24 protein-coding genes and 1 other RNA gene are annotated in these 23,924 nt (G+C 54.9%); 12 read left to right on the top strand and 13 right to left on the bottom strand.

Annotation, left to right across the window (positions count from 1 at the left end; translation table 11 throughout):
- Positions 1 to 7: 7 nt before the first annotated feature.
- The 5 genes from PYL13_RS15240 to PYL13_RS15260 all read right to left on the bottom strand — a co-directional run bounded on the left by PYL13_RS15240 (position 8) and on the right by PYL13_RS15260 (position 3,117).
- Entirely contained in the window at positions 8 to 586 is a 579-nt protein-coding gene (locus PYL13_RS15240) for a 5-formyltetrahydrofolate cyclo-ligase (protein WP_275641886.1), read from the bottom strand.
- On the bottom strand, positions 586 to 1,848 hold the full coding sequence (locus tag PYL13_RS15245; protein ID WP_192488835.1) for a hemolysin family protein: 1,263 nt from the start codon (positions 1,846 to 1,848) through the stop codon (positions 586 to 588). The genes PYL13_RS15240 and PYL13_RS15245 overlap by 1 nt, the downstream gene beginning before the upstream one ends.
- A gap of 363 nt (positions 1,849 to 2,211) precedes the next feature.
- Positions 2,212 to 2,370: non-coding RNA, 6S RNA (gene ssrS, locus PYL13_RS15250), on the bottom strand.
- 73 nt (positions 2,371 to 2,443) lie between these two features.
- The gene (locus PYL13_RS15255) at positions 2,444 to 2,827 is read right to left on the bottom strand and encodes a cell division protein ZapA (protein WP_250982192.1); all 384 of its coding nucleotides are present in this window, start codon (positions 2,825 to 2,827) and stop codon (positions 2,444 to 2,446) included.
- Positions 2,828 to 2,844: 17 nt separating this feature from the next.
- Positions 2,845 to 3,117 (bottom strand): DUF4164 domain-containing protein, encoded by a 273-nt coding sequence (locus PYL13_RS15260; protein ID WP_192488130.1) that lies wholly within the window; start codon positions 3,115 to 3,117, stop codon positions 2,845 to 2,847.
- 317 nt (positions 3,118 to 3,434) lie between these two features.
- Here PYL13_RS15260 and tkt point away from each other — a divergent pair, with 317 nt between their 5' ends.
- The 10 genes from tkt to rcdA all read left to right on the top strand — a co-directional run bounded on the left by tkt (position 3,435) and on the right by rcdA (position 14,638).
- On the top strand, positions 3,435 to 5,417 hold the full coding sequence (gene tkt, locus PYL13_RS15265) for a transketolase (protein ID WP_275641887.1): 1,983 nt from the start codon (positions 3,435 to 3,437) through the stop codon (positions 5,415 to 5,417).
- Between the two features lie 57 nt (positions 5,418 to 5,474).
- Complete coding sequence (gene gap, locus PYL13_RS15270; RefSeq protein WP_275641888.1) at positions 5,475 to 6,485, top strand: type I glyceraldehyde-3-phosphate dehydrogenase; 1,011 nt, start codon at positions 5,475 to 5,477, stop codon at positions 6,483 to 6,485.
- 376 nt (positions 6,486 to 6,861) lie between these two features.
- Entirely contained in the window at positions 6,862 to 8,670 is a 1,809-nt protein-coding gene (locus PYL13_RS15275; protein ID WP_275641889.1) for a potassium/proton antiporter, read from the top strand.
- Between the two features lie 108 nt (positions 8,671 to 8,778).
- Positions 8,779 to 9,978, top strand: a complete 1,200-nt coding sequence (locus tag PYL13_RS15280) for a phosphoglycerate kinase (protein ID WP_275641890.1) — start codon at positions 8,779 to 8,781, stop codon at positions 9,976 to 9,978.
- A 191-nt stretch (positions 9,979 to 10,169) separates the two neighbouring features.
- Positions 10,170 to 11,195 carry a class I fructose-bisphosphate aldolase gene (locus PYL13_RS15285; protein WP_192488125.1) on the top strand — a complete coding sequence of 342 codons (1,026 nt, stop codon included), beginning with the start codon at positions 10,170 to 10,172 and terminating at the stop codon, positions 11,193 to 11,195.
- A 223-nt stretch (positions 11,196 to 11,418) separates the two neighbouring features.
- On the top strand, positions 11,419 to 11,643 hold the full coding sequence (locus PYL13_RS15290) for a helix-turn-helix domain-containing protein (RefSeq protein WP_275641891.1): 225 nt from the start codon (positions 11,419 to 11,421) through the stop codon (positions 11,641 to 11,643).
- Between the two features lie 6 nt (positions 11,644 to 11,649).
- The gene (locus PYL13_RS15295) at positions 11,650 to 11,898 is read left to right on the top strand and encodes a 2TM domain-containing protein (RefSeq protein ID WP_275642047.1); all 249 of its coding nucleotides are present in this window, start codon (positions 11,650 to 11,652) and stop codon (positions 11,896 to 11,898) included.
- 398 nt (positions 11,899 to 12,296) lie between these two features.
- Positions 12,297 to 13,574: an MFS transporter gene (locus tag PYL13_RS15300; protein ID WP_250982198.1), complete on the top strand. Its 1,278-nt coding sequence runs from the start codon at positions 12,297 to 12,299 to the stop codon at positions 13,572 to 13,574.
- Positions 13,571 to 13,762 carry a DUF1192 domain-containing protein gene (locus tag PYL13_RS15305; RefSeq protein ID WP_250982199.1) on the top strand — a complete coding sequence of 64 codons (192 nt, stop codon included), beginning with the start codon at positions 13,571 to 13,573 and terminating at the stop codon, positions 13,760 to 13,762. The genes PYL13_RS15300 and PYL13_RS15305 overlap by 4 nt, the downstream gene beginning before the upstream one ends.
- 360 nt (positions 13,763 to 14,122) lie before the next feature.
- A complete protein-coding gene (gene rcdA / locus PYL13_RS15310) occupies positions 14,123 to 14,638 on the top strand; it encodes a protease adaptor protein RcdA (RefSeq protein ID WP_250982200.1) in 516 nt (171 codons plus the stop codon).
- Between the two features lie 176 nt (positions 14,639 to 14,814).
- On the opposite strand, the gene rpmE is transcribed toward rcdA, so the two are convergent.
- The gene (rpmE, locus tag PYL13_RS15315) at positions 14,815 to 15,036 is read right to left on the bottom strand and encodes a 50S ribosomal protein L31 (RefSeq protein WP_192488120.1); all 222 of its coding nucleotides are present in this window, start codon (positions 15,034 to 15,036) and stop codon (positions 14,815 to 14,817) included.
- A gap of 253 nt (positions 15,037 to 15,289) precedes the next feature.
- Here rpmE and PYL13_RS15320 point away from each other — a divergent pair, with 253 nt between their 5' ends.
- The gene (locus PYL13_RS15320; RefSeq protein ID WP_275641892.1) at positions 15,290 to 17,083 is read left to right on the top strand and encodes an ABC transporter transmembrane domain-containing protein; all 1,794 of its coding nucleotides are present in this window, start codon (positions 15,290 to 15,292) and stop codon (positions 17,081 to 17,083) included.
- A gap of 20 nt (positions 17,084 to 17,103) precedes the next feature.
- On the opposite strand, the gene PYL13_RS15325 is transcribed toward PYL13_RS15320, so the two are convergent.
- The 5 genes from PYL13_RS15325 to PYL13_RS15345 form a co-directional block, all read right to left on the bottom strand.
- The gene (locus tag PYL13_RS15325; RefSeq protein WP_259143078.1) at positions 17,104 to 18,135 is read right to left on the bottom strand and encodes a peptidoglycan -binding protein; all 1,032 of its coding nucleotides are present in this window, start codon (positions 18,133 to 18,135) and stop codon (positions 17,104 to 17,106) included.
- A gap of 2 nt (positions 18,136 to 18,137) precedes the next feature.
- Entirely contained in the window at positions 18,138 to 19,205 is a 1,068-nt protein-coding gene (locus PYL13_RS15330; protein ID WP_275641893.1) for a flagellar motor protein MotA, read from the bottom strand.
- A gap of 179 nt (positions 19,206 to 19,384) precedes the next feature.
- A complete protein-coding gene (locus tag PYL13_RS15335) occupies positions 19,385 to 20,185 on the bottom strand; it encodes an inositol monophosphatase family protein (protein WP_192488117.1) in 801 nt (266 codons plus the stop codon).
- Positions 20,186 to 20,327: 142 nt separating this feature from the next.
- On the bottom strand, positions 20,328 to 21,416 hold the full coding sequence (locus PYL13_RS15340; protein ID WP_275641894.1) for a tetratricopeptide repeat protein: 1,089 nt from the start codon (positions 21,414 to 21,416) through the stop codon (positions 20,328 to 20,330).
- Positions 21,417 to 21,423: 7 nt separating this feature from the next.
- The gene (locus PYL13_RS15345) at positions 21,424 to 22,077 is read right to left on the bottom strand and encodes a thiamine phosphate synthase (RefSeq protein ID WP_275641895.1); all 654 of its coding nucleotides are present in this window, start codon (positions 22,075 to 22,077) and stop codon (positions 21,424 to 21,426) included.
- Between the two features lie 107 nt (positions 22,078 to 22,184).
- Here PYL13_RS15345 and PYL13_RS15350 point away from each other — a divergent pair, with 107 nt between their 5' ends.
- A complete protein-coding gene (locus PYL13_RS15350; protein ID WP_441296647.1) occupies positions 22,185 to 22,946 on the top strand; it encodes a sulfite exporter TauE/SafE family protein in 762 nt (253 codons plus the stop codon).
- Between the two features lie 25 nt (positions 22,947 to 22,971).
- On the opposite strand, the gene PYL13_RS15355 is transcribed toward PYL13_RS15350, so the two are convergent.
- Positions 22,972 to 23,574, bottom strand: a complete 603-nt coding sequence (locus tag PYL13_RS15355) for a tetratricopeptide repeat protein (RefSeq protein WP_275641896.1) — start codon at positions 23,572 to 23,574, stop codon at positions 22,972 to 22,974.
- Positions 23,575 to 23,677: 103 nt separating this feature from the next.
- Positions 23,678 to 23,803 carry a type B 50S ribosomal protein L36 gene (gene ykgO / locus PYL13_RS15360; protein ID WP_003497670.1) on the bottom strand — a complete coding sequence of 42 codons (126 nt, stop codon included), beginning with the start codon at positions 23,801 to 23,803 and terminating at the stop codon, positions 23,678 to 23,680.
- Positions 23,804 to 23,924: the final 121 nt, after the last annotated feature.

The raw sequence follows: 23,924 nt of genomic DNA on the forward strand, positions 1-23,924 counted from the left end.
AGATCCACTACTCGAAATATCGGAAGCCGTTTTCAGTCAGAACGGCATGAAGGCGCACATCATGCGGCTCCGCTGGCACTGATGGCACTTCCTGGCAGGCAAATGCAACGCCCACGAGCACGGGATTCAGGCCTTTTTTGTGCAATTTATCGGTGGCACGGTCATAATGGCCAGCACCATAGCCAATACGATTGCCCTGACCGTCAAAAACTGCAAGCGGCACCAGAAGAATATCCGGATCCAGCACAGCAGCATTGTCCCCCGGCCCACGCGTGCCGAAACCGGTATCAACGAGCGGGATGTCGGGATGAAACTCACGAAACACAATAGTCTGGCGATCCAGAACCACTGGCAGACACAGTCGAACATCCTTTTGTGCCAATACAGTCAGCAGCGGCAGAAGGTCGACCTCGGAACGGATTGGCAAAAATCCTGAGATAATCGCACCGGGCTTGAAGGCAAGCCCGGCCAGGCCGTGTCTGGCAATCAAAAGGCTTTTCTCAACACGCTCATGTTTTCCAAGCGCATCGCGCGCGGCAAGTCTTTCGCCGCGCAGCCTTGCTTTTACCAGTGGATCGCCGGACATCAGGCAGCCCGGCTCACAAGCACCTTGTCGATACGATGACCATCAAGGTCGATAACTTCAAAGCGCCAGCCGTTGCGGGTGACGTGCTCACCCAATTGCGGCAGGCGCCGGAATTCGCCCAGCACCAGACCGGCAACGGTCTCAAACTCGGCATCGTCATCAATCTGGAAGCCCATGAGATCGGCAAACTCGTCGGCAGGCATCCAGCCGGCAACGAGGAAGGATCCATCTTCACGTTCAACCATTGCAGGCTCTTCGTCGTCCTCTTCCTGAAACGCACCTGTGATGGCTTCAAGAATGTCACCGGAACTGATGATACCTTCAAAATGACCGTATTCGTCATAGACCAGCACCATATGCACTGTGGAACGGCGCAGCGACTGGATGACATCAACAGCACTTGTCAGGTCGGAGACGACGGGAACTTCACGCATCGCTTCACGAACATTGAGCTCTTTGCCGGATGCAAAAGCGTCGAACGCGTCTTTAACGAACAGCACGCCGAGGATTTCATCCGACGAGCCATTACGAACCGGCAGGCGGGATCTCTGCGTGCTGCGAAGCTGCTCGCGAATTTCCTCAGCGGTGTCTTCAATGTCGATAACCTCGACATCGCGACGTGGTGTCATCAGACCACGGGCGTTACGGTCCGCCAATCGCATAACACCCGATATCATCGCCGATTCCTCGGTTTCGATAACACCGGCACTATGGGCTTCGGCAAGAACAGTACGGATTTCATCATCGGTGACAGATGCGCCGGTATCACCGCTGTGACCCAGCAGGCCGAGGATCAGCTTGCCGGACTTGTCCAGCAGCCACACCAGGGGTGCGCCGATTTTGGACAGCAGCATCATAGCCGGAGCGACGCGTGCAGCAACCCGTTCCGGGTCGCGCAAAGCGATCTGCTTGGGAACCAGTTCACCAACGATCAGCGAAAGATAGGTAATGGCAACAACGACGGTACCAACACCAAGCGCATCGGCAAGCCTGTCGGAAACGCCCTGTGCCAACAACCAGGCGGTAAAGCGCGCGCCGAGTGTTGCACCAGAGAAAGCACCGGACAGAATACCGACAAGGGTAATACCGATCTGTACCGTGGAAAGAAATCGGCCGGGATTTTCCGACAGACTAATGGCGATTGCGGCTCCCTTACTACCCTGAGCGGCAAGCACCTTCAGCCTCGCCGGTCTGGAGGAAACCACGGCGAGTTCTGACATGGCAAGCACACCGTTCAAGACGGTGAGCAGAACCACGATAATAATTTCAGTAAACAAGTTTAGCTCTTTGGGCTGTTGAACGTCGCATCACGGCTGGAAACAGCAGAAACCCTAAGGGGTTAAACGGATACGCCATGTCGGATAATAAGGAATAAAATTATCAATGCAATGACCGCCAATATAAAATATCAGCGTAAACTCATGATTATTTCTACATTGGCGATAATATTTATCGTTCGCAACCTATGAGTAAGGCGCCGCAACAGGCGATTGATCCAAATGCCTGAACAGGCATCGCGCCATCAAAGCATCGACATCCCGGAAAGCACCAAAGATCAAGGGCGGAAAGCGACCGTGCGCCGCCAAGGCGATGACTGTAGCAAACATCACGGAGAAAAGAGTAAAGCGCGATCCACGGCGACCGATGGAGGTTTACGATCCTGGGTGCCTACAAACGTAGGTGGGCGCCGTGTGTCCAGTCCCACGGGACTGGTCAGGGACAGCTCCCTTTGGATCGAGTATGGCCCCAGGGATTGTGATTCCTGTCGAGAAGCGCAGACCGCACATCAGATATAGAGTGTATCAAATCGCATTGCCAGAGGCAGACGTAATTGAGGCAGGGAAAATTGTCTGCGGATCAGTTCGGGTGGGCCTGCGACTTTGGCCGCGACAACAGTTTTTCGGTAACCCCGTTAAGCCGCGACGTCAGATCGCCAATGGCCTGCACCAGCAATGCATCGGTCTGGGCGCGGTTTTCTGCAGCACCATCGCGGTGTTGCTTGAGGTTATCGACCTGCTCCTGCAGCGATGCCAGCTTGCGGTTCACTTCCGACAACTCGTCCGTCACCATGATACCAGCCATCACGGTCAGGCGCAGGTCGCCAATTTCGCCAAACTGGTTCTTCAAATGGCCAACATATTGATCGAACCGCGAGGCGAGTTCGGTCAAATGACCCTCCTGCCCTTCTTCGCAGGCCATGCGATAGGCCTTGCCATCGATCATAACGGTCACTTGCGCCATTCGATTACCTTTTTACCTCAGCGATCCAGAACCGCACGTATGGTTTCCATCGCCGTCACCAATCGACGCGATACTTCGCGATTGACTTCCTCGAGTCTGTTGGCACGAAACTCGGATTGGTCCAGTTCCTGAGCCAGCCGGGAGCGATCCGTATGAACACGGCGCACTTCGCTATCGATATCGCCCTGCTCACGTTGACGCTCGATACGCATGTCGATTGCGTTTTCAAGGCCTGTAATCGCGGAGCCCAGCTCCGACAGCGCCAGTTGTAGTGTCTTGTCCGCCGCCATTTTCTTATCCGGTTTGACGCAGCCGCGACGAATCGTCCGATTGCGTCCTCTTCAGCCCGGATACGATATTCCCAGAGTAACAAGCACGTCAATCAAACGTGGGATAATGCTATAATATAGCCTGTGGACGGAGATTTATGCGGCCCTTCCAATCGTCAATCACGCTCAAGTCCAAAGCACAGTGTTTTTTTATAGCATCGACGACGGCAAACGCGCGTGCTTTTATTGACTTGGCTGTACCACCTGCTATGGATCAGCCGCTTTCTGGATAGTATCTCGAAACTATCACCTTTCACCCGAAACAAAGCGGAAAAGCCATGATCTCTCGCGACAAACATAACCGGATGGCGAATGCGATCCGCTTCCTTGCCATGGATGCTGTGGAAAAGGCCAATTCCGGCCACCCCGGCCTGCCGATGGGAGCCGCAGACGTAGCAACGGTCCTGTTCAGCCGTTATTTGAAATTCGATCCCAAAAATCCATTGTGGCCAGATCGCGACCGCTTCGTGCTGTCTGCCGGTCATGGTTCCATGTTGCTGTACGCCCTGTTGTACCTGACGGGTTACGAAGACATGACGATCGATGAGATCAAGCGTTTCCGCCAGTTGGGCTCCAAGACCGCCGGTCACCCGGAATATGGTCATGCCACCGGCATCGAAACCACCACCGGCCCGCTCGGCCAGGGCATTGCCAACGCCGTTGGTATGGCAATCGCTGAAAAGAAGCTCGAGCAGGAATTCGGCAGCGACCTGCAGAGCCACTTCACATATGCCCTGTGCGGTGATGGTTGCCTTATGGAAGGCATCAGCCACGAAGCCATCGCACTTGCTGGCCACCTGAAGCTGAACAAGCTGGTCCTGTTCTGGGACAACAACAACATCACCATCGACGGTGAAGTTGGCCTGTCCGATTCCACAGACCAGATCGCACGCTTTAAGTCCGTTCACTGGAACACCATCGAAATCGACGGTCATGATCCAGACGCGATTGCCGCTGCCATTGAGGCTGCCCAGAAGTCGGACCGTCCGACCTTCATCGCCTGCAAGACCGTGATCGGTTTTGGTGCGCCGAACAAGCAGGGCACACATAAGGTCCACGGCAACCCGCTGGGTGCTGAAGAAATCGCTGCTGCCCGCAAGCACCTTAACTGGGAAGCTGAAGCATTTGTTGTGCCGGAAGATGTTCTGGATGCCTGGCGCCTCACCGGCCTGCGCTCCACCAAGGCACGCCAGGAATGGGAAGGTCGCCTTTCCGCCACTGAAAATGCCAAGAAGGCTGAATTCACCCGCCGCTTCGCGGGCGACCTGCCGGGCAACTTCAACAGTGCCATCGACGCCTTCAAAAAGAAGGTCGCCGAGAACAACCCAACTGTTGCGACCCGTAAGGCTTCGGAAGACGCTCTGGAAGTCATTAACGGCATCCTGGCCGAAACGCTGGGCGGCTCTGCCGACCTGACGCCGTCGAACAACACCAAGACCAGCCAGATGAAGTCCATCACGCCTTCGGACTTCTCGGGCCGTTACATGCACTACGGTATCCGCGAACACGGTATGGCTGCTGCCATGAATGGTATCGCCCTTCACGGCGGTCTCATTCCTTACTCCGGCGGCTTCCTGATCTTCTCGGATTATTGCCGTCCGTCCATTCGTCTTGCTGCTCTCATGGGCATCCGCGTCGTTCACGTTCTGACACATGATTCCATCGGTGTTGGCGAAGACGGTCCGACCCACCAGCCGGTCGAACATGTTGCAGCACTGCGCGCCATTCCAAACCTGCTGGTCTTCCGCCCTGCGGATGAAACCGAAACCGCAGAATGCTGGCAGATTGCTCTGGAGCATAAAGACCGCCCGTCGGCACTTGCACTGACCCGTCAGAACCTGACGCCAGCCCGCAAGGAATATGAAGAAAAGAACCTTTGCGCTTACGGTGCCTATGAACTGGTTTCCGCAAGCGACGCCAAGGTTTCGATCTTCGCGTCCGGTTCTGAAGTCGAACTGGCACTCAAGGCCGCAGAAACATTGAAGCAGAAGGGTGTTTCCACCCGTGTTGTTTCGGTTCCTTGCTTTGAGTTGTTCGCTGAGCAGCCAGAAACCTACCGCAATTCAGTGATCGGCAAGGCACCCGTCAAGATTGCCGTCGAAGCAGCAATCCGTCAGGGCTGGGATTACTTCATCGGTTCGGATGGCGCATTTGTCGGCATGAACTCCTTCGGTGCATCCGCACCGGCCAAGGATCTCTTCAAGCATTTCGGCATCACGGTGGAAGCCGTTGTTGCTGCAGCCGAAGCAAAGCTAGCGTGAGGGCCCCGAGCCCTCACTATTTCCCACTACAAGCATTTTTTGATCGGGAGTATGTAAATGACTGTAAAAGTAGCCATTAACGGCTTTGGCCGTATCGGCCGTAATGTCCTTCGCGCTATCGTTGAATCCGGCCGCACTGACATTGAAGTTGTCGCAATTAACGACCTTGGACCAGTAGAGACCAACGCGCACCTGCTGCGTTACGATTCGATCCACGGCAAGTTCCCAGCCGAGGTAAAGGTCGACGGCGACACCATCACCGTTGCCGGTGGCAAGCCAATCAAGGTTACCGCAGTTCGTGACCCAGCCCAGCTGCCGCACAAGGAACTCGGCGTCGACATCGCTCTGGAATGCACAGGCATTTTCGTTGCACGCGACAAGGCTGCTGCTCACCTGACAGCTGGCGCAAAGCGCGTTATCGTCTCGGCTCCTGCTGAAGGCGCTGACCTGACCGTCGTGTTCGGCGTCAACCATGACCAGCTGACCAAGGACCACCTGGTTATTTCCAACGCATCTTGCACCACGAACTGCCTCGTGCCAGTCGTGAAGGTTCTCGATGACGCCGTTGGTATCGACCATGGCTTCATGACCACCATCCACTCTTACACGGGCGACCAGCCAACGCTGGACACCATGCACAAGGACCTGTACCGCGCTCGCGCTGCTGCCCTGTCCATGATCCCGACCTCGACCGGTGCTGCCAAGGCCGTTGGCCTGGTGCTGCCTCACCTCAAGGGCAAGCTGGACGGTACGTCGATCCGCGTTCCGACACCAAACGTTTCGGTTGTCGACTTCAAGTTCGTTGCCAAGCGCGACACGACAGCTGCAGAAATCAACGAAGCCATCAAGGCAGCCTCCAATGGCGCCCTGAAGGGCATCCTCGGCTACACCGAAGAGCCGCTGGTTTCGCGTGACTTCAACCACGACAGCCACTCCTCGATTTTCGCAATCGACCAGACCAAGGTTCTGGAAGGCAAGTTCGTTCGCATCCTGACCTGGTACGACAACGAGTGGGGTTTCTCCAACCGTATGTCCGACACGGCTGTTGCCTTCGCAAAGACCATCTAATCAGATTTCACTCTGATGATGAGAACCCGGTAGAAGCCATTCTGCCGGGTTTTTCTTTTTCCGACATCAACACGTCGACACTCACGCTTCGACAGCCCTGCAAACATAAATTTATTGCATTGCAAAATTTTTGCGAAATGGACACTAACTTTCCGTCTTCCTGCCTTGCTGTGGTCCACTTTGCTGCGGAAAAAAGAAAGCAGGGATTGGTTGCGCATCATGTGCTTCATGCCCTGCCCGTATCAATCGATACACCCCGCCTTGCCCTGCCTTGACCAGTAAACCCTGCTGTCAGAAGGCCGTCCAACCCGTGGCGCATTGACTGCTGACGTGCACGGCATGCCTGATGACACAGCACTGCTGAAGGATTAGGGCATTGGAATCATTTTATATTCTTCTTTTGGCAGCAACCGTTCTTGTTCTTGTCGCTGCGTTTTCCAGTCTCATTGCTTTCCGCTTCGGCGCACCCTTGCTGTTTCTCTTCCTGCTGATCGGTCTTCTCGCAGGATCAGATGGGCTCGGCATTCACTTCGAAAACAACCCGCTCGCCTACATGCTCGGGTCTGTCGCGCTTGCCGTCATTCTGTTCGACTCAGGTTTCGGAACCAACCTGCAATCGTTCAAGCTATCGGCAGCCCCCGCCATAACCCTTGCCTCCGTCGGCGTGGTGCTGACGGCAATCTTTTTCGCCGGGGCGGCCTCACTGCTGCTGGGGCTCTCATGGATTGAAGGGCTTTTACTCGGCGCCATCGTTGCTTCCACGGATGCCGCAGCGGTGTTTTTCCTGCTGCGCATTGGCGGCATTCATATTCGCGATCAGGTCCGCTCTACACTGGAAGTCGAATCCGGCACAAACGATCCCATGGCGATCTTCCTGACGCTTATGCTGGTTGAGGTTATTTCCAGCGGTCGCGGCATGTCGGGTCTCGATAGTAGCATCCTCCTGCTGTTCATCGAAGAAATGGGCCTCGGTGTGCTGGTCGGTCTTGCCGGCGGTTACATGATCGTTGCCGTCGTCAATCGTTTTGCAGTGGATCGCGGGTTGGCACCGATCTTTGTACTGGCGCTGGCGATGCTGGTGTTTTCATTCACCGGCACGATTGGAGGCAGCGGTTTCCTTGCCGTCTATGTCGCCGGCATCGTGGCCGGCAATCGCAAGATTTTCGCCAAACATGCTATCCGACGCTTCCACGAAGGCATGACCTGGCTTTCACAGATCATCATGTTCCTGATGCTCGGACTTCTCGCCACGCCATCGCAATTTCCCGCCATCATCGTACCAGCCATACTCCTGGCCTTGTTCCTGATCTTCATTGCCCGCCCGCTGGCCGTGTGGCTGAGCCTGATGCCGTTCAATTATACGCAGCAGGAAACCTCCTTCATCGCTTGGGTCGGCCTGCGTGGTGCGGTTTCCATCCTGCTTGCCATCATGCCGATCCTCGGCGGGCTGGAAAACGGCCAGATATTCTTCAATGCCGCCTTCATCATCGTGCTTGTGTCTCTGATGTTGCAGGGTTGGACCATCAAACCCGTCGCCATGCGTCTCGGACTGATCGTGCCGCCACGCATGGGCGAGGTCGATAAGCTGGAGGTCGATTTGCCTGGTACAGCCAATCATGAACTGATTTCATACCGTGTGACCAAAGAAAGCCCTGTGCTGCACGGAGAGCGCATTCCACGCTGGGCAATGCCGTCGCTGGTCATTCGCGATGGCAAATCCATCCGTTACCAATATGCAGGTCGGCTACGGGAAAATGACCAGATCTATCTGTTCGTTGCCCCTGGCTACTCCCGACTGCTCGACAGACTGTTTGCCAGCCGCATTCCGGTTGCTCCAGATGACGCCGACTTTTTCGGAACATTCTCGATTTCGCCCACCGGCTTGGCCCGCGACCTCGACACGTCCTATGGGCCGGATCTGTTGGCAACCTCTGAGCATTCGATGACCATTGTCGAACTGATTGAAAGCCGCCTTGGCGGCAAGGCGGAATATGCCGACCGTATTCGTCTGGGCTCAATCGTCCTGATCGTTCGCAATCTCGATGAAAACAACGCAATATCGAGTGTTGGATTGTCGCTTGAGCCGGTAGAACCGGCTACACATCTGCCGGTTTTCATCAATCTTCGTGAAATCATCCACCGCGTCCAAACCCACTTTGCCAGTCGTGAGGTGAAAGGTTCCTAGGATGTTTGGCCGCAGTATCAAAAATGACACTTGAACCGCTTGCGTCCAAAAGCAGTCATAGTATGGTCCGGCAATATTTTTCCACAACGCATAGATCAGGACCGACACATGCCCGCCTTTAAGACCCTTGACGATCTGAACGACATTTCGGGAAAACGCGTTCTTGTACGCGTCGATCTCAACGTACCGGTTGCTGACGGCAAAGTAACGGATGCTACCCGCATTGAGCGCGTTGCACCGACCATTCTCGAGCTGTCGAACAAAGGCGCCAAAGTTATTCTGCTTGCGCATTTCGGTCGTCCGAAGGGTGAGCCGGTCGCCGACATGTCGCTGAGCCTCATCGTGCCGGCCGTGCAGGACGTTCTTGGCAAGCCTGTTCAATTTGGTGCCGATTGCATTGGCGATGCCGCTGCCGAAGCCGTTGGCAAGCTGGCAAACGGCGACATCCTGCTTCTGGAAAATACCCGCTTCCACAAGGGCGAAGAAAAGAACGAGCCGGCATTTGTTGAGGCGCTTGCCAAAAACGGCGACATCTACGTCAACGACGCGTTTTCGGCGGCACACCGTGCGCACGCTTCGACAGAAGGCCTCGCTCACCACCTGCCATCCTATGCCGGCCGCACCATGCAGGCCGAGCTTGAAGCACTGGAAAAGGGTCTCGGCAAGCCATCGCGTCCGGTTGTTGCCATCGTTGGCGGCGCCAAGGTTTCCAGCAAGATCGACCTGCTGATGAACCTTGTCAAAAAGGTAGACGCGCTGGTGATCGGTGGTGGCATGGCCAACACCTTCATTGCAGCTCGCGGCACCAATGTCGGCAAGTCTCTTTGCGAGCATGACCTGGCCGCGACTGCCAAGCAGATCATGATTGAAGCAGCAAGCTCTGGCTGCGCAATCGTTCTGCCGGAAGATGGCGTAGTTGCGCGCGAGTTTAAGGCCAATGCTGCCAACGAAACTGTCGACATCAACGCAATTCCTGAAGACGCGATGGTTCTGGACGTTGGTCCGAAATCCGTCGAAAGCATCAAGGCATGGATTTCCCGCGCTGAAACACTGGTCTGGAATGGCCCGCTTGGCGCATTTGAAATCGCTCCATTCGACACGGCAACGGTTGCGGCCGCCAAACATGCTGCTGAATGCACCAAGTCCGGCAAGCTGGTGTCAGTTGCTGGCGGTGGCGACACCGTAGCTGCCCTTAACCACGCTGGCGCTGCAGACGACTTCACCTATGTGTCGACAGCCGGTGGCGCGTTCCTCGAATGGATGGAAGGCAAGGTTCTTCCCGGCGTTGCGGTGCTCAGCAAGGCCTGAGATCAACCTATCATTTGATACTTTTGCAGCCGGGCAAAATCTTTTGTCCGGCTTTTTCTTTTTGGGTGTACAATGGGCCAACAACTTTCAAACGATTGAAATGATTTCAATCGTTTCAATGAGTTAGCATGCCATTTTCCTCGTCGTAAACATCTGTTATCGCGAAAACATTGTGCCTTGGGAGAATAGCAATGACCGAACGCCTTGAAGACATCGCAATTAAAATGGTTGCCGACGGCAAGGGTATCCTGGCTGCCGACGAATCCACATCCACAATCAAAAAGAGATTTGACACCATCAATCTGGAATCCACGGAAACCAGCCGTCGCGACTACCGCGAGATGCTGTTCCGTTCCGATGATGCCATGAAGAAGTACATCTCCGGCGTCATCCTTTACGAAGAAACCCTCTACCAGAAAGCTGCCGATGGCACGCCTTTCGTAGACCTCATCAAAGCTGCTGGCAGCATTCCAGGTATCAAGGTTGATATCGGTGCCAAGCCAATGGCTTACCACCCACACGAATTCATCACCGAAGGCCTCGACAACCTGTATGAGCGCCTGCGCAAATATCACGAAGCTGGTGCACGTTTCGCCAAGTGGCGCGGCGTTATCACTATTGGTGAAGCGCGTCCGAGCTGGGGTTCGATCAAGGCTAACTCCCAGTCGCTCGCCCGTTATGCAGCTCTCTGCCAGCAGGCCGACATCGTTCCCATCGTCGAGCCGGAAGTGCTGATGGACGGTGAACCTGGCACTCACGACATCGATCGTTGCGCTGAAGTAACCCAGTGGGTTCTGCAGACCGTGTTTGCAGACCTGTTTGACGCCCGCGTCAATCTCGAAGGCATGATCCTCAAGCCAAACATGGTCATCGACGGCAAGAAAGCGCGCAAGGCAGGTGTTGAAGAAGTTGCGGAGAAGACCGTTAAGGTTCTCAAGGCAACCGTACCGGCTCTGGTGCCTGGTATTGCTTTCCTCTCCGGCGGCCAGTCGTCGGAAGAAGCAACCGCGCACCTGTCGGCCATGAACTCCGGTTACGACCTGCCTTGGGGACTGACCTACTCTTATGGTCGTGCCCTGCAGGACACCGCGCTCAAGACCTGGGCCGGCAAGTCGGAAAACGTTGCTGCTGGCCAGCGCGCTTTCACGCACCGTGCAGAAATGAACAGCCTTGCCGCCACCGGCAGCTGGAAAAAGGAACTGGAAAAGGCTGCCTGATAAAGGCATGTTTCCAAAACCATCAAAGCCGCCCTCCGGGCGGCTTTTTTGTTGCCATGCAGAACCCTTGAGGCTGGAAATGGCAATATGGACGGAAAGACGTTAACCCGGGTGCTGCACCCTCGCTCCCACCCACCCGACAGCAACACGACAGTCGTGTGTCTGACGTGGTGTTGGCCCGCGAAATTGCACATCAATCCGCCGTCGAACTTGGAGAGACAGTATGCTGATACAGAAACTCAGGCTTCAGCGCGGATGGTCACAGGAACAATTGGCAACCATAAGCGGGTTAAGCACACGAACCATTCAACGGTTGGAGCGCGGCCAACCCGCCAGCCTCGAAACCATGAATACTCTGGCAGCAGTCTTCGAAGTCGATTTGTCCCAACTGACAGATCAGAAGGAAGCCGAAATGCCGAATTATGTCGCAAGTCACACCGAGGCTTAGGAAGCGATTGCCTTTGCCAAGGTTCGCCGCATCAAGAAATTCTATCTGCACCTCATTCAATATGTCGTCGTTCTGTGCGTATTGACCGTGATCAATCTGCTTACCAACCCCGGATATTTCTGGGTGATCTGGCCGGCTCTCGGCTGGGGTATTGCGCTTGCGTCCCATGCCCTCAAGACCTTTGAACTTATTCCCTTCCTGAATGCGGACTGGGAAAAGAAACAGGTCGAAAACCACCTCGGGCGTAAGCTTTAATCGACAATCGGAAAAGTCCGACGCGATGGCTGGTCCATAACGAAGATTGCAATTTTGCAATTCGCTTTCCTGCCTTCAATGGGCAGGAGAGCGGCCCGTTACGGCCTAATCAACAAAACAATTGACCAGATAACGAAGGCTGCGACAGCAATCTTCCAACAGTCGCTACGCTTTTTCAGGCCCGGATATCCAAGCGGTCTGATGATCTGCACCAACATTGCCAAAAGCAAAAAAAGACCTATCGCTTTTGTCATCGCATAAACCTTTTGTCTTTATCCATGTCCCGTCACAGGGTGGACATCTTTGACGTGCAGCAGGGAAAGTGCAGTATCCCTTTCACCTACCCTTCATCAAAGACAAACGCGATAACGACGAGCGGAAAAAATGAGAGTGTTGCTATGAGCAGAAATCTTCTACCCGTATTCGCACTTTTATCCAGCACTCTGTTTTTGTTTTTAGGCAATGGTCTTCAAGGTCTTATCCTGCCCCTTCGCGGCGCAGAAGAAGGTTATTCCAACGAAATCCTTGGCTTTCTCGGCACATCCTGGGCTGCAGGTTTTGTGATTGGCTGTTTCATTGCGCCAAATATTGTCCGCAGAGTGGGCCACGTTCGGGCCTTTGATACATTTCTTGCGCTGATATGCCTTACGGTTCTGACCACCGGCCTGATCATTGACGACGTCTGGTGGATTGTTCTGCGCGCCATTACCGGTTTCTGCACCGCTGGCACCTCGATGATCATCGAAAGCTGGCTGAATGAACGCGCCACCAATGAAAGCCGTGGCACGATCTTTTCGCTGTATATCGCCATCACCTTGATGGGTGTAGTGGGTGGCCAGTTGCTGGTGCCAATTGGCGACATCAGCAACACCTCGCTGTTCATGATTTGCGGCATTGTCTACTGCATCGCCATTTTGCCCGCGACCTTGTCCAAAGCAGAAAGCCCCAAACCGTTGCAAACTGTGCGGTTGGATCTGCCTGCCCTCTATAAAAACTCACCGGTCTCATGCGTTGGCATATTGATGATCGGCATCGCCAATGGTGCCTACGGTACACTGGGCGCTGTCTTTGCCTCCCGTGCGGGATTGGAACCAACCATGATCGCTGTCATGGTCAGCGTCACGATCTTTGCCGGTGCCATTGCCCAGTTTCCGGCAGGACGCCTCTCTGACAGAATTGACCGTCGGTATGTCCTGGCCGGTCTTTCAGCCCTCGCGGCCTTTGCAGGCCTTGCCGTGGCGCTGTTCCAGCCATCCAACGTCTATGTCCTGATCAGCATGATCGCCATCTATGGCGCAGCCGCAAACGCGCTTTACCCAATCGCCGTTGCCCACGCCAACGATTACGCGTCGCCTGAAGATTTCGTCAAAGTTTCTGGCGGCCTGCTGCTGCTTTTCGGCATCGGCACGATTATCGGACCAACGATTGGCGGCCCGATCATGACCGCAGTCGGACCCTACGAACTGTTTCTGGTCACAGCCGTTTCTCACCTTCTCATCACCGCCTATGCGATGTTCAGAAGTAAGAAACGTGCAGCGCTGACCACCGAGGAGAAGGACAACTTTTCGACCATGCCAGCCGTTACCTCTGCGTTGGCAACACCGGAAAGTGCCGTACTTGACCCACGCGCCGCCCAATCTAACGATGACGACGTCGATAAAGGAGCCGGAATATGAGTATATCGGATGACGATCGCCCCAAGCGGCTTGCAGCCCATGAAATCGGCTGTGACCTCACGCTGCTCTCGGTGGATGAACTCAGCTACCGTGTAAAGTTACTTCAGGAAGAGATTGAACGTCTGGAAGAAGAGAAGAAGAAAAAGTCAGCAGGACGGCTCGCCGCCGAGAACTTCTTCCGTTCATGAATATAGAAAAAAATCCGTAAACGTTGATTTTTGGATCAGTCATTCGTTTACCATTAAGACTTTATAAACCTTTTTGAGAGATAACTATACCTATCCAGAGCTTCTGGATTTCAGGCAGCTTCTCCAACTGGCGAATTGGTCTGATTTTTCTCCCTGTTTTACCTTGAGAGCCGCTTTTGCGGCTCTTTTTTTATGGTCCGCTTTGGCCATCAAAACTGTGGGTATTAACCCTTCTTTAATAATCAACTTGCGCATTTGAGTTATTGGTATCATCCTCAAAAGCAGAAAAAAGGGAACCGTATTAAGATTTACGGATTCTATTACCTGACAAAAGTGATGCGTGAGCAGGGATATTAAGAAATGTCAGAACAGGTTTTGAATACTATCAGCTTTGCGGGGCATGCCGCAGCATCCAACCAGTTCAAGACTCTTTATGCCGAGGGCATGACGCTGGTTGAGGAAACAGCGTCCTATCTCGACGGCGCCGGACGCGCAGCGTCCAAGGTGCTGCCGCGCATGGCCTCCGTGCTCTACGCAGCAGAATCGATGCGCCTGACAACCCGTCTCATGCAGATGGCGTCTTGGCTTCTTCTGCAACGCGCCGTCAACAATGGTGAAATGAGCCGTGACCAGGTTCTGAACGAAAAGAGCAAGGTTCGCCTCGACAGCTTTAACGTTGATCGTAACGCACCAGGCTGGAATGACCTGCCAGAATCATTCCGCGATCTCGTGGAACGTTCCCTGCGCCTCCAGAATCGCGTCGCCCTGCTCGATCGCGAAATCTATCGTCCTGCAGAAGCCGCGAAGGTGCCGGACAATGAAAACAGCGTTCAAGCCCAGCTTAACCTGCTGCGTACGGCCTTCGTGAACAACTGATCCGCTTCACATCACATGTCATGAAAAAAGCAGGCTCGTAGCCTGCTTTTTTTGTTTTTGCCATCAGAGGCAATACCAACACCTGAGACATAGCGTCTCATGCACCCCCTATTACAGGACAAACAAAAAGCCCCCGAACGATGTTCGAGGGCTTTTTGTATTCAAATCCAAACGGATTAGAGACCGAGGCCGCCAAAACGCTTGTTGAACTTGGAAACGCGGCCAGCACGGTCAACGAGCTGCTGGTTACCACCGGTCCATGCCGGATGGGACTTAGGGTCGATTTCGAGGTTCATGACCGCGCCTTCGCTGCCCCAAGTGGAACGTGTTTCGTATTCGGTGCCATCAGTCATGACCACTTTGATCACGTGATAGTCGGGATGGATTTCAGCCTTCATGACAATCTTCCTGCTGTGTGACTGCGGTCCATTTGCCGCAATTGCGTCAACGGAGCCAATTCAATAAATGGAACCGCAGCACATTTATTCCACGGCTTCCCAATTCGATGCCGTGCCTATACATGAAGGTCGTCCAGATAACAAGTGCCTGGCGATCTATCGCTAAGTGATGAAAGTGCCAAAAAACGACCTGTTTGCAAAAAGCAAACACAGACGGCGGTTGTGAGGCAAAACAGGTAGCAGGAGTGGTTACGTGGAAGCGACGCAGGAACAGAAATCGGCACGGCGCAAGGGTCTGAAACCGCTTGCCAGCCTGCTGCCTTACATGAAGCGTTACCGCGGCATGGTCGCAGCAGCCCTGTTCGCACTTGTTCTTTCAGCGCTGACCACATTGGCCCTGCCACTTGCCGTCCGTCGCATCATGGACCACGGTTTCGAAAATGCCGATGGCGCCATGATCAACAACTATTTTGGCATGCTGTTCGGTCTTGCCATTGTTCTCGCTGTCGCCAGCGCCATGCGCTATTATTACGTCTCCGCCATTGGTGAGCGGGTTGTCGCGGATGTCCGCAAGGACGTTTTCAATCATCTCACGACACTTTCGCCGGCGTTTTTTGATATCAACCATTCCGGTGAACTGACCTCGCGCCTGACTGCCGACACCACGCTGATCAAATCCGCGTTCGGTTCGGCAGCTTCGCAGGCACTACGCAACACCCTGCTCTGTTTGGGTGGCGTGGCAATGATGGTTTACACCAGCCCTGGCCTGTCGGGTCTGGCGCTTTGTGCCATACCACTGATCGTGTTCCCGCTGATTGCCTTTGGCCGCTCTGTTCGCAAACGCTCGCGCGCCACGCAGGACACACTGGCCGCCTCCTCCGCGTTCGCAACGGAAACCATTGGTGCTGCCCGCACCATTCAGGCCTTTAATGCCGAATCGGTCGCAACTTCAAAATACGGCGCTGCCGTCGAAAGCGCCTATCGTGACGCACGCTCTTCGATCAGCGCCCGTTCGGGCCTGACCGGTTTTGCCATTGCCATGGTATTTGGCAGTGTTGTCGCCATTCTCTGGTACGGTGCTCACAGCGTGCTGAACGGCACCATGTCTGCCGGTACCCTTGGCCAATTCGTACTTTATTCTGTCATTGCCGCCAGTGCGCTTGGCCAATTGTCCGAGGTCTGGGGTGAACTGTCGCAAGCCGGTGGTGCCGCAGAGCGCCTGTCCGAACTGATGCAGGAAGTTCCCGCCGTGCGTGCGCCGCAGACGGCAAGCGTGATGCCAACGCCGGCACGAGGTGAAGCCGCATTTGAAAATGTCAGCTTCGGATATGGCACCAAGGAAATCCTGCGTGACCTGTCTTTCCACGTTGCACCGGGTGAAACGGTTGCCATCGTCGGTCCGTCAGGCGCCGGTAAAAGCACCATCTTCTCGCTGCTCCTGCGTTTCTACGATCCAGCATTCGGCCGCATCGTGATTGACGGGACAGATATTCGCACGACCTCACCACAGGATCTTCGCTCCCGTATTGCCATCGTGCCGCAGGACGTGACTATCTTCACCACCTCCATCCACGACAACATTGCTTTTGGTCTGCCAACTGCAACCCGTGAACAGGTGCGTGCAGCAGCCGTGGCCGCACAGGCCGACAATTTCATCAGCAAGCTGGAAAACGGGTATGACACGCAGCTTGGCGAGCGTGGCATTACCCTCTCAGGCGGCCAAAGACAGCGTATTGCGATTGCCCGCGCCATCCTGCGCAACGCCCCGATTTTGCTGCTCGACGAGGCTACCTCGGCGCTGGATGCGGAAAGCGAAACACTCGTGCAGAAAGCCTTGGACGGTTTGATGCAGCAGCGCACGACAATCGTCATCGCGCATCGACTTTCCACCGTGCTGAAAGCAGATCGTATTCTGGTATTAGAGGACGGCAAGCTGGTTGAAGAGGGCACCCACCAGAGCCTGATCAATCACGGCGGACTTTATGCCAAGCTGGCGCGTCTGCAATTCCAGACCAGCGAAGTGACCCATATCGAGGTGGCAGAGTAATCCTCTGCCACACTCTTATTTTATCTCTCTGTGAGTTTCAGTTCGATGCGCCGGTTTTGCGAACGTACTTCCGGAGTATCGCCTTCGGCAATCGGCTGATATTCACCGAAGCCTGCCGCAACCAGACGGTTGGCTGGTACACCCTTTGAAATCAGGAATTTGACCACCGAGGTCGCGCGGGCAGAAGAAAGCTCCCAGTTATCTGCAAACCGGCCAGTGCCAGCCAGCGGCACATTGTCTGTGTGACCATCGACGCGCAGAACCCAATTGATCTCGGCTGGAATTTCCTTTGCGAGATCAATCAGCGCCATGGCCAGCTTTTCCATTTCAGCCTGTCCTGCCGGATTGAGATCATTGCCCCCGGAAGGAAACAGCACTTCCGACTGGAACACAAAACGGTCGCCGACAATGCGGATATTCTCGCGATCGGACAGAATTTCACGCAAGCGTCCAAAAAAGTCGGAGCGATAGCGATTAAGCTCCTGTACGCGCTGCGCCAGCGCCACATTGAGGCGCCGTCCAAGATCAGCAATCCGCACCTGTGAAGACGCGTCCTTGGCCTCCGACGCCTGAAGCGCTGTCTCAACAGACGCAATCTGTGCTCTCAGCGCTGCGATTTGCTGGTTGAGAAGTTCGATCTGGCTCGCCGCCCGCGCACTGACCTGCTTCTCCGCATCCAATTCACCTGTCAGCGCGCCGATCCGGGAGTTAGCAGCAGAACTGCTGCCCGTACCGGCATCCAGCAAGGCCTGCAACCGGGTTCTCTCCTGCTCGGAAACAGCAAGGGTGGACTGCAGATTGGCCAGCGTGTCTTCGATGTCCTGCTTGTTGCCCTGTTCAAGGGCCAGAAGTTCGGTCAGCTCAGATATCTGGTTGTTGAGACGAGTAAGAACTTCATCCCGGCCAGTGATTTCGCGCGATAGCACAAATTGTGCCAGCACGAAAACGGTAAGCAGGAACATGATGGCCAACAACAGTGTGGACAAGGCATCCACAAAGCCAGGCCAATAGTCCACGCCCCGCTCACGGCGACGGTTGCGAGCAAGAGCCATATTTATTTGCTCCCGCCGTCACTAGGCCTGTCAGCCGCTGCAGAGGCATTGAGATCAGCGTTGACGCGTGCGGTCAGCCGATCCAGCGTTCGCCGCAGCGCCTTGGCCTCATCCTGTTGTGCTTCCATCCAGTCGCGCAGCATTTGCTGTTCGCTCCGCATGGTCTTGACCAGGCCCTGCACACCTTCCGCCAGATTGGACAGCGCAGCCAGCGAGCGTTCGCCGGAGGCATTATCGCCCTGCGATGATTTCGAAAGATACTGCGCAATCTGCAGCAGCTCTTTTTTTATCTGAGCAGGCGACGACAGTGCTTCGGAACCGGTATCCGTTACCGTCGAAAGCCAATTTTCAAGATCAGTGTAAAAGCGGTTTTGTGCCCTGCCGGCCTGCAGGTCGAGGAAACCGAGAATGAGCGAGCCAGACAGACCAAGAAGCGATGACGAGAACGCCGTGCCCATGCCGGATAGCGGCGCTGTCAAACCTGATTTCAGCGACGACAGAACGTCATTGGCATCGCCGGCATTCGGGTCTAGCGACTGAATGACGTTGCTAATCGATCCAATCGTGCCAATCAGACCCCAGAATGTGCCAAGCAGGCCCAGAAACACCAGAAGGCCGATCAGATAACGCGATGTATCACGTGTTTCATCCAGACGGGTAGCAATCGAATCGAGAATGGACTGCTGGATGACGGGCGACAGTGTGATGTCGCCCCTGCGCCCGATCAGCGCATGCATAGGCGCCAAAAGCTTCGGAATGCGACCGGCCTTGTCGACGCTGCCCGTCGCCTGAAAGGCGTTGAACCAGCGGACTTCCGGCCGCAGGCTCAAAATCTGCGTAAACACCAGAATGATACCGATCAGCAGCACGCCAAGGATGAAGCCGTTAAGACCCGGATTGGTCATGAACGCCTGATGTGCCTGCCGGTAGAGAATGGCAGCCAGGAAACCAACGATGATGAGGAAAATGAACATCGTCCAAAGAAACGGCGTGGGGCTGGATAGCCGATACTCAAGGCCGTGCTTAACCGGCCTCTCGACCCCCATATCGAGCATTTCAGTATTCGCCATAATACCCATTCCCTTCGGCTACAGTGTTGGCGAAGCTAGTGGAAAAATGCGACGAATTGAAGTGGAAAGCGGCAAATGCTCAAGCCGTCTGAGCGGAATAAGGCAGCCAAACGAAAATGCCCGCCAGCAGCACTAAGGCCATTGGTGGGCATCTTGCAATAATCAGACCCTTTAAGGGCTTACTTCGCGGGAACCGGACGGTTCACGACCTCGACAAGTGCCTTGTGGATATATTCGTTACCAGCCACCACGGTGGATGAGGTGAACATGTCCTGTGTGCCCTTCATGTCGCTGACAAAACCACCAGCTTCACGAATCAGCACGATACCGGCTGCAATATCCCATGGCGAAAGGTTGGCCTCCCAGAAGCCGTCAACGCGACCGGCTGCAACATAGGCCAGGTCAAGCGCTGCAGCGCCCATACGGCGAATACCCGAAACTTCACCCATGACGTGACGCAGTTCGACCAGGAACTTGCCATGGTTGCCACGGCCCAGATGCGGCACGCCGCAGGCAATGACGCAATCCGGCAAGGTCTTGCGGGCAGCAACGCGAATACGACGGTCATTGAGAAATGCACCACCGCCACGCTCTGCGGTGAACAGCTCGTCGGTTGCCGGATTGAAGATCACACCGGCAACAATCTCGCCATTACGCTCCAGCGCAATCGATACTGCAAACTGCGGGATACCATGCAGGAAGTTGGTGGTGCCATCCAGCGGATCAACGATCCAGCGGTGCGCGCCATCAGTACCTTTTTCTTCGCCGCCTTCTTCACCCAGAAAGTCATAGGTGGGGCGTGCCTTCAACAGTTCGTCACGAACGATTTTTTCGGCCTTGAGATCGGCCTGCGATACGAAATCGCCTGGGCCTTTGACAGAGACCTGAAGGTTCTGCACTTCACCGAAATCGCGCGATAGCGATTTACCCGCCTTGAGAGCGGCCTGAACCATGACATTAAGAAGGGCAGAACGGGCCATTACAATTTCCCTGAAAGCCGAGCCGAACCTAGCCACATACAAGGGCCGGAGCAGACGGTTATGAATGCTGATTGAAAGATTTGGGGTTCAAGACCACAAAATGACCGGAAATTCAAGGGTAAAGGCAAGAAAGGGCAATAGTTCAGCTGCGCCGGAACTTGTTTGCCGCATCAATTGCCTGTTTCTGCTGCTCATCGGTGAGGCCAAGATAAAAGTCCTCAAGCGCCAGATCCTTCATTCCGGCACGCCGTGACAGCACATACCACTTCGCCGCTTCAACCGGGTCTGGCCGTGTGCCAAGTGCCTGAATATAAAGGTGCGACAGCTTGTTCTGGGCGGCGACATTACCTTTCAAGGCGGCACGCTGCATCCAATTATAACCCTCATTGTAGTCACGCGGACCACCAACGCCGTTTACCAGCCACACACCCATATCAAGTTGTGCGGTATCAAAGCCGGCCTTTGCCGCACGCAGCATCCAGTCACGCGCTTGCGCCCTCTTTTCCGGGCCTATGTCGCTGACCGAGACGTAAATCTGGGCGACGGCATATTGCGCATCGGCAACACCCTGCTCAGCGGATTTTTCATAATAAGGCAAAGCCTCCGACAGACCTTTTGCGCCAGGGTTTTCCGAAACAAGAATCTGCGCCCAATTGAACTGCGCCGATGCATTGCCAGCATCCGCCGCCTTTCTCATGAACTCGTCGGCTTTCGCCTTGTCACGGGTAACGTTTTTGCCTTGCATCAACAACAGCGCATACTGGAACATCGCTGCAGGGTCGCCACCATTGGCCGCCTGACCATACCAGAAGGCTGCCGTCTTCGGGTCACTGGCGATGCCAAGCCCCCGTGACATCATTTCAGCGACCAGTGTTTGTGCCGCAGCATCACCAGCCTGTGCGCGGGTCAGCGCCTTGTCCAGCGCCGTTACATATTCACCGCGCTGGAAAGCGCCGTAAGCTTCGTCAATAATGCCCTTGAATTCTTTCTCGGGCGGCAGTGGCGGCAGATCAGCCCCCATACGGTCAAAAAGCGTTACGCCCTGCGATGGCTGGATGCCATCACCTTCCGGCGCATCCACCCTGCCCTTGCGGATGACATCGGCGTCCTTTTCCAGCGGACGCGAAACCGCATCCGGCGCGGATTGGGAAAACGCCTCGCCACCGCTGGCTATAAGCAGGGTCGATGCAACTATGCCGGTCAGAAACCGATATGAAAACTTTCGATACATACCCCTATCAATCTTCAAACCGTGGCGCTTTTTCGTCAAGCAGGGCATTGATTTCAGCAACCGCCTGCGCAGGTCCTGCGGCGTGCTCAAAAACCGCCCGGCCCATTGCCACAAACTCTGCGCCAGTTTCTGCAACAGCAGCCGCAGACGCCGTATCGGTGCCGCCCATGACCATGCATGGAATTTCAATCATGGATGCCCACCATTCTGCAAGCGCCAGATTTTTAGGATGGGCTTCCGGCTTGATATCACCATCAAATTTGCCAAAGAAAATATAGTCCGGGCCTGGCTCACCAATTTCCAGCGCCTTGTGGCGGTCGTCGGCGTTGCCACCGCCGACAATCATCTTCGGCGTGAATTTCTCCACAGCTTCAGCGACATCTGCCACCGGCCCGTTGATATGCAAACCATCCGCCTTGGCACGGCCAGCAATACGGGTGTCACCGGCGATCAGCGCCGCAGCACCAGCGCCCTGAATGACCGGCACCAATATTTCGGCAAATTTCTGAAACGCGCCCTCAGGCTGCGCATATTGCGGCACGATGACCGAGGCCACGTCACCACCGCGCAGGGCTTCTGTCAGCGCGGTTTTTTGCACTTCGGCATCAGTATTGTCGTTCAGGATCAGAACGAGGCGGCAGCGGTCGTCATGTACACTCATAAGGTCATCCATTCCGGAAACGTGCAGCCGTTTAAAATCCGCACTCGTTTTTATTTCCTAAATCCGATAAACCGGACAGAAATCAGGATCAACCCACCCTTTTCATCATGCTTGATATGTATTTCTTCGCCGCAGCGATTCCAGCCGTCGCTTTGGTTGGATTATCGAAGGGTGGATTGGGTGGCGCCTTGGCCTTGATGGGCGTGCCGCTTATGGCACTTGTCATGCCACCGGTACAGGCCGCAGCGGTCTTTCTCCCTATTTTGATCGTCATGGATATGGTGGCACTATGGTCGTGGCGGCACTTCAACGATCGCCAGACACTTCGTCTTCTGCTACCGGGCGCCATGGTTGGCATCGCAATTGGTTGGGCAACCGCCGCCATCATCCCGCCGGATGCCTTGCGCCTGCTGATTGCCATCATAACCATTCTGTTTGTGCTGCGGTATTTCTATGACAGCTGGAAATCCAAGCCGGGACAAACCACACCACCCAAACCGCAAAACCGTATTCTGGCTTCCATTTTCTCAACCCTGTCGGGATATGCCAGCTTTGTGGCCCATGCTGGCGGCCCGCCATTCCAGATCTATGTGCTGCCCCTGAAACTCGACCCCAAGATCTATACTGGCATGAGTGTGCGGTTCTTCGCGATCATGAATGCAGTCAAACTGATCCCGTATTTTGCACTTGGCGGACTGGACAGCACCAATCTCACTGCCTCAGCCAGCCTACTACCTGTTGCACTGATCGCAACGCTTGCTGGCGCAAGGGTCGTCAAATACCTCAAACCACAGGTATTTTATCCGCTGATGTATGGCATGGCGCTCTGCGCCGCCTTAAAGCTTCTGTGGGATAGCCTGCCGGTTTAACAACAGCCTGCAGGAGGCTGAGCCCTCAGCTGCGCTGGCCAGCCAACTTTTCCGAGAGGTCCTGAAGTTCTTTTTGCGCTTCGCGATTGGACGGATAGATATCCAGATATCGTTCCCAAGCCTTTATCGCCAACTCATCACGGCCTGATGCCTCGAGAATCTCCGCCATGCTGGCCAGAGCCAGAAAATGCCGTGGCTCATCATTCAGCACCCGGTTGATATCCGCCATCGCCTTTTTGGTGTCACCATCGGCCAGATGCAGCTGCGCCCGCGCAAAAATCGCCTCAAAATATTCAGGCTCAAGCAGAATGGCCTGATCGAGAAAATCATAGGCGGCAGATTTGCGCTTGTCTTCAACCGCTTCAGCGGCCCACTGCGTGAGAAGATTGACTGTTGGGCTTTCAGAATCAGCCCACTCCCCCACGATCTGCATAGCAATGCTTTTGCCCTTGTCGGCATTACGCTCTTTTTTCAAACCATCAAAAAGCGAATCGACTGTCTGGGAAACACTGTCCTGCTGTGGCGCGACAGTTGCGGGAGCAACGTCCTGCGCAAAGGCAACAGAACCAATCGCGGTTACAAAAACCGCAGGAAGGACAAATAGGCTGTAAAAATGAAATCGGCGCATTGGGATATGGTAATCCCGTCGCGCCGAATATCAAATCATAATTTATGCAGTATCAACAATGTGAACCGGCCTGTTTGACAAGGACGGATCAACCTCGCAGCAATCAGCCCTGACGAGCCTTGAAGCGTGGGTTCTGCTTGTTGATGATGTATACGCGGCCCTTGCGGCGAACCAGGCGGTTATCGCGGTGACGGGCCTTAAGCGCTTTAAGCGAATTCTTGATCTTCATTTTACTGGTCCGCAGTTCTGCAAGACATTCTGTCTCGCGTGGTATCTAACAATCAAAAACGCGCAATGAGGCGCGCTCTTTTCGGTTGGCAGGCAAATACCCTGTCGCCCCCGCCCTGTCA

The organism is Agrobacterium sp. Azo12 (assembly GCF_029193765.2).
Lineage (GTDB): Bacteria > Pseudomonadota > Alphaproteobacteria > Rhizobiales > Rhizobiaceae > Agrobacterium.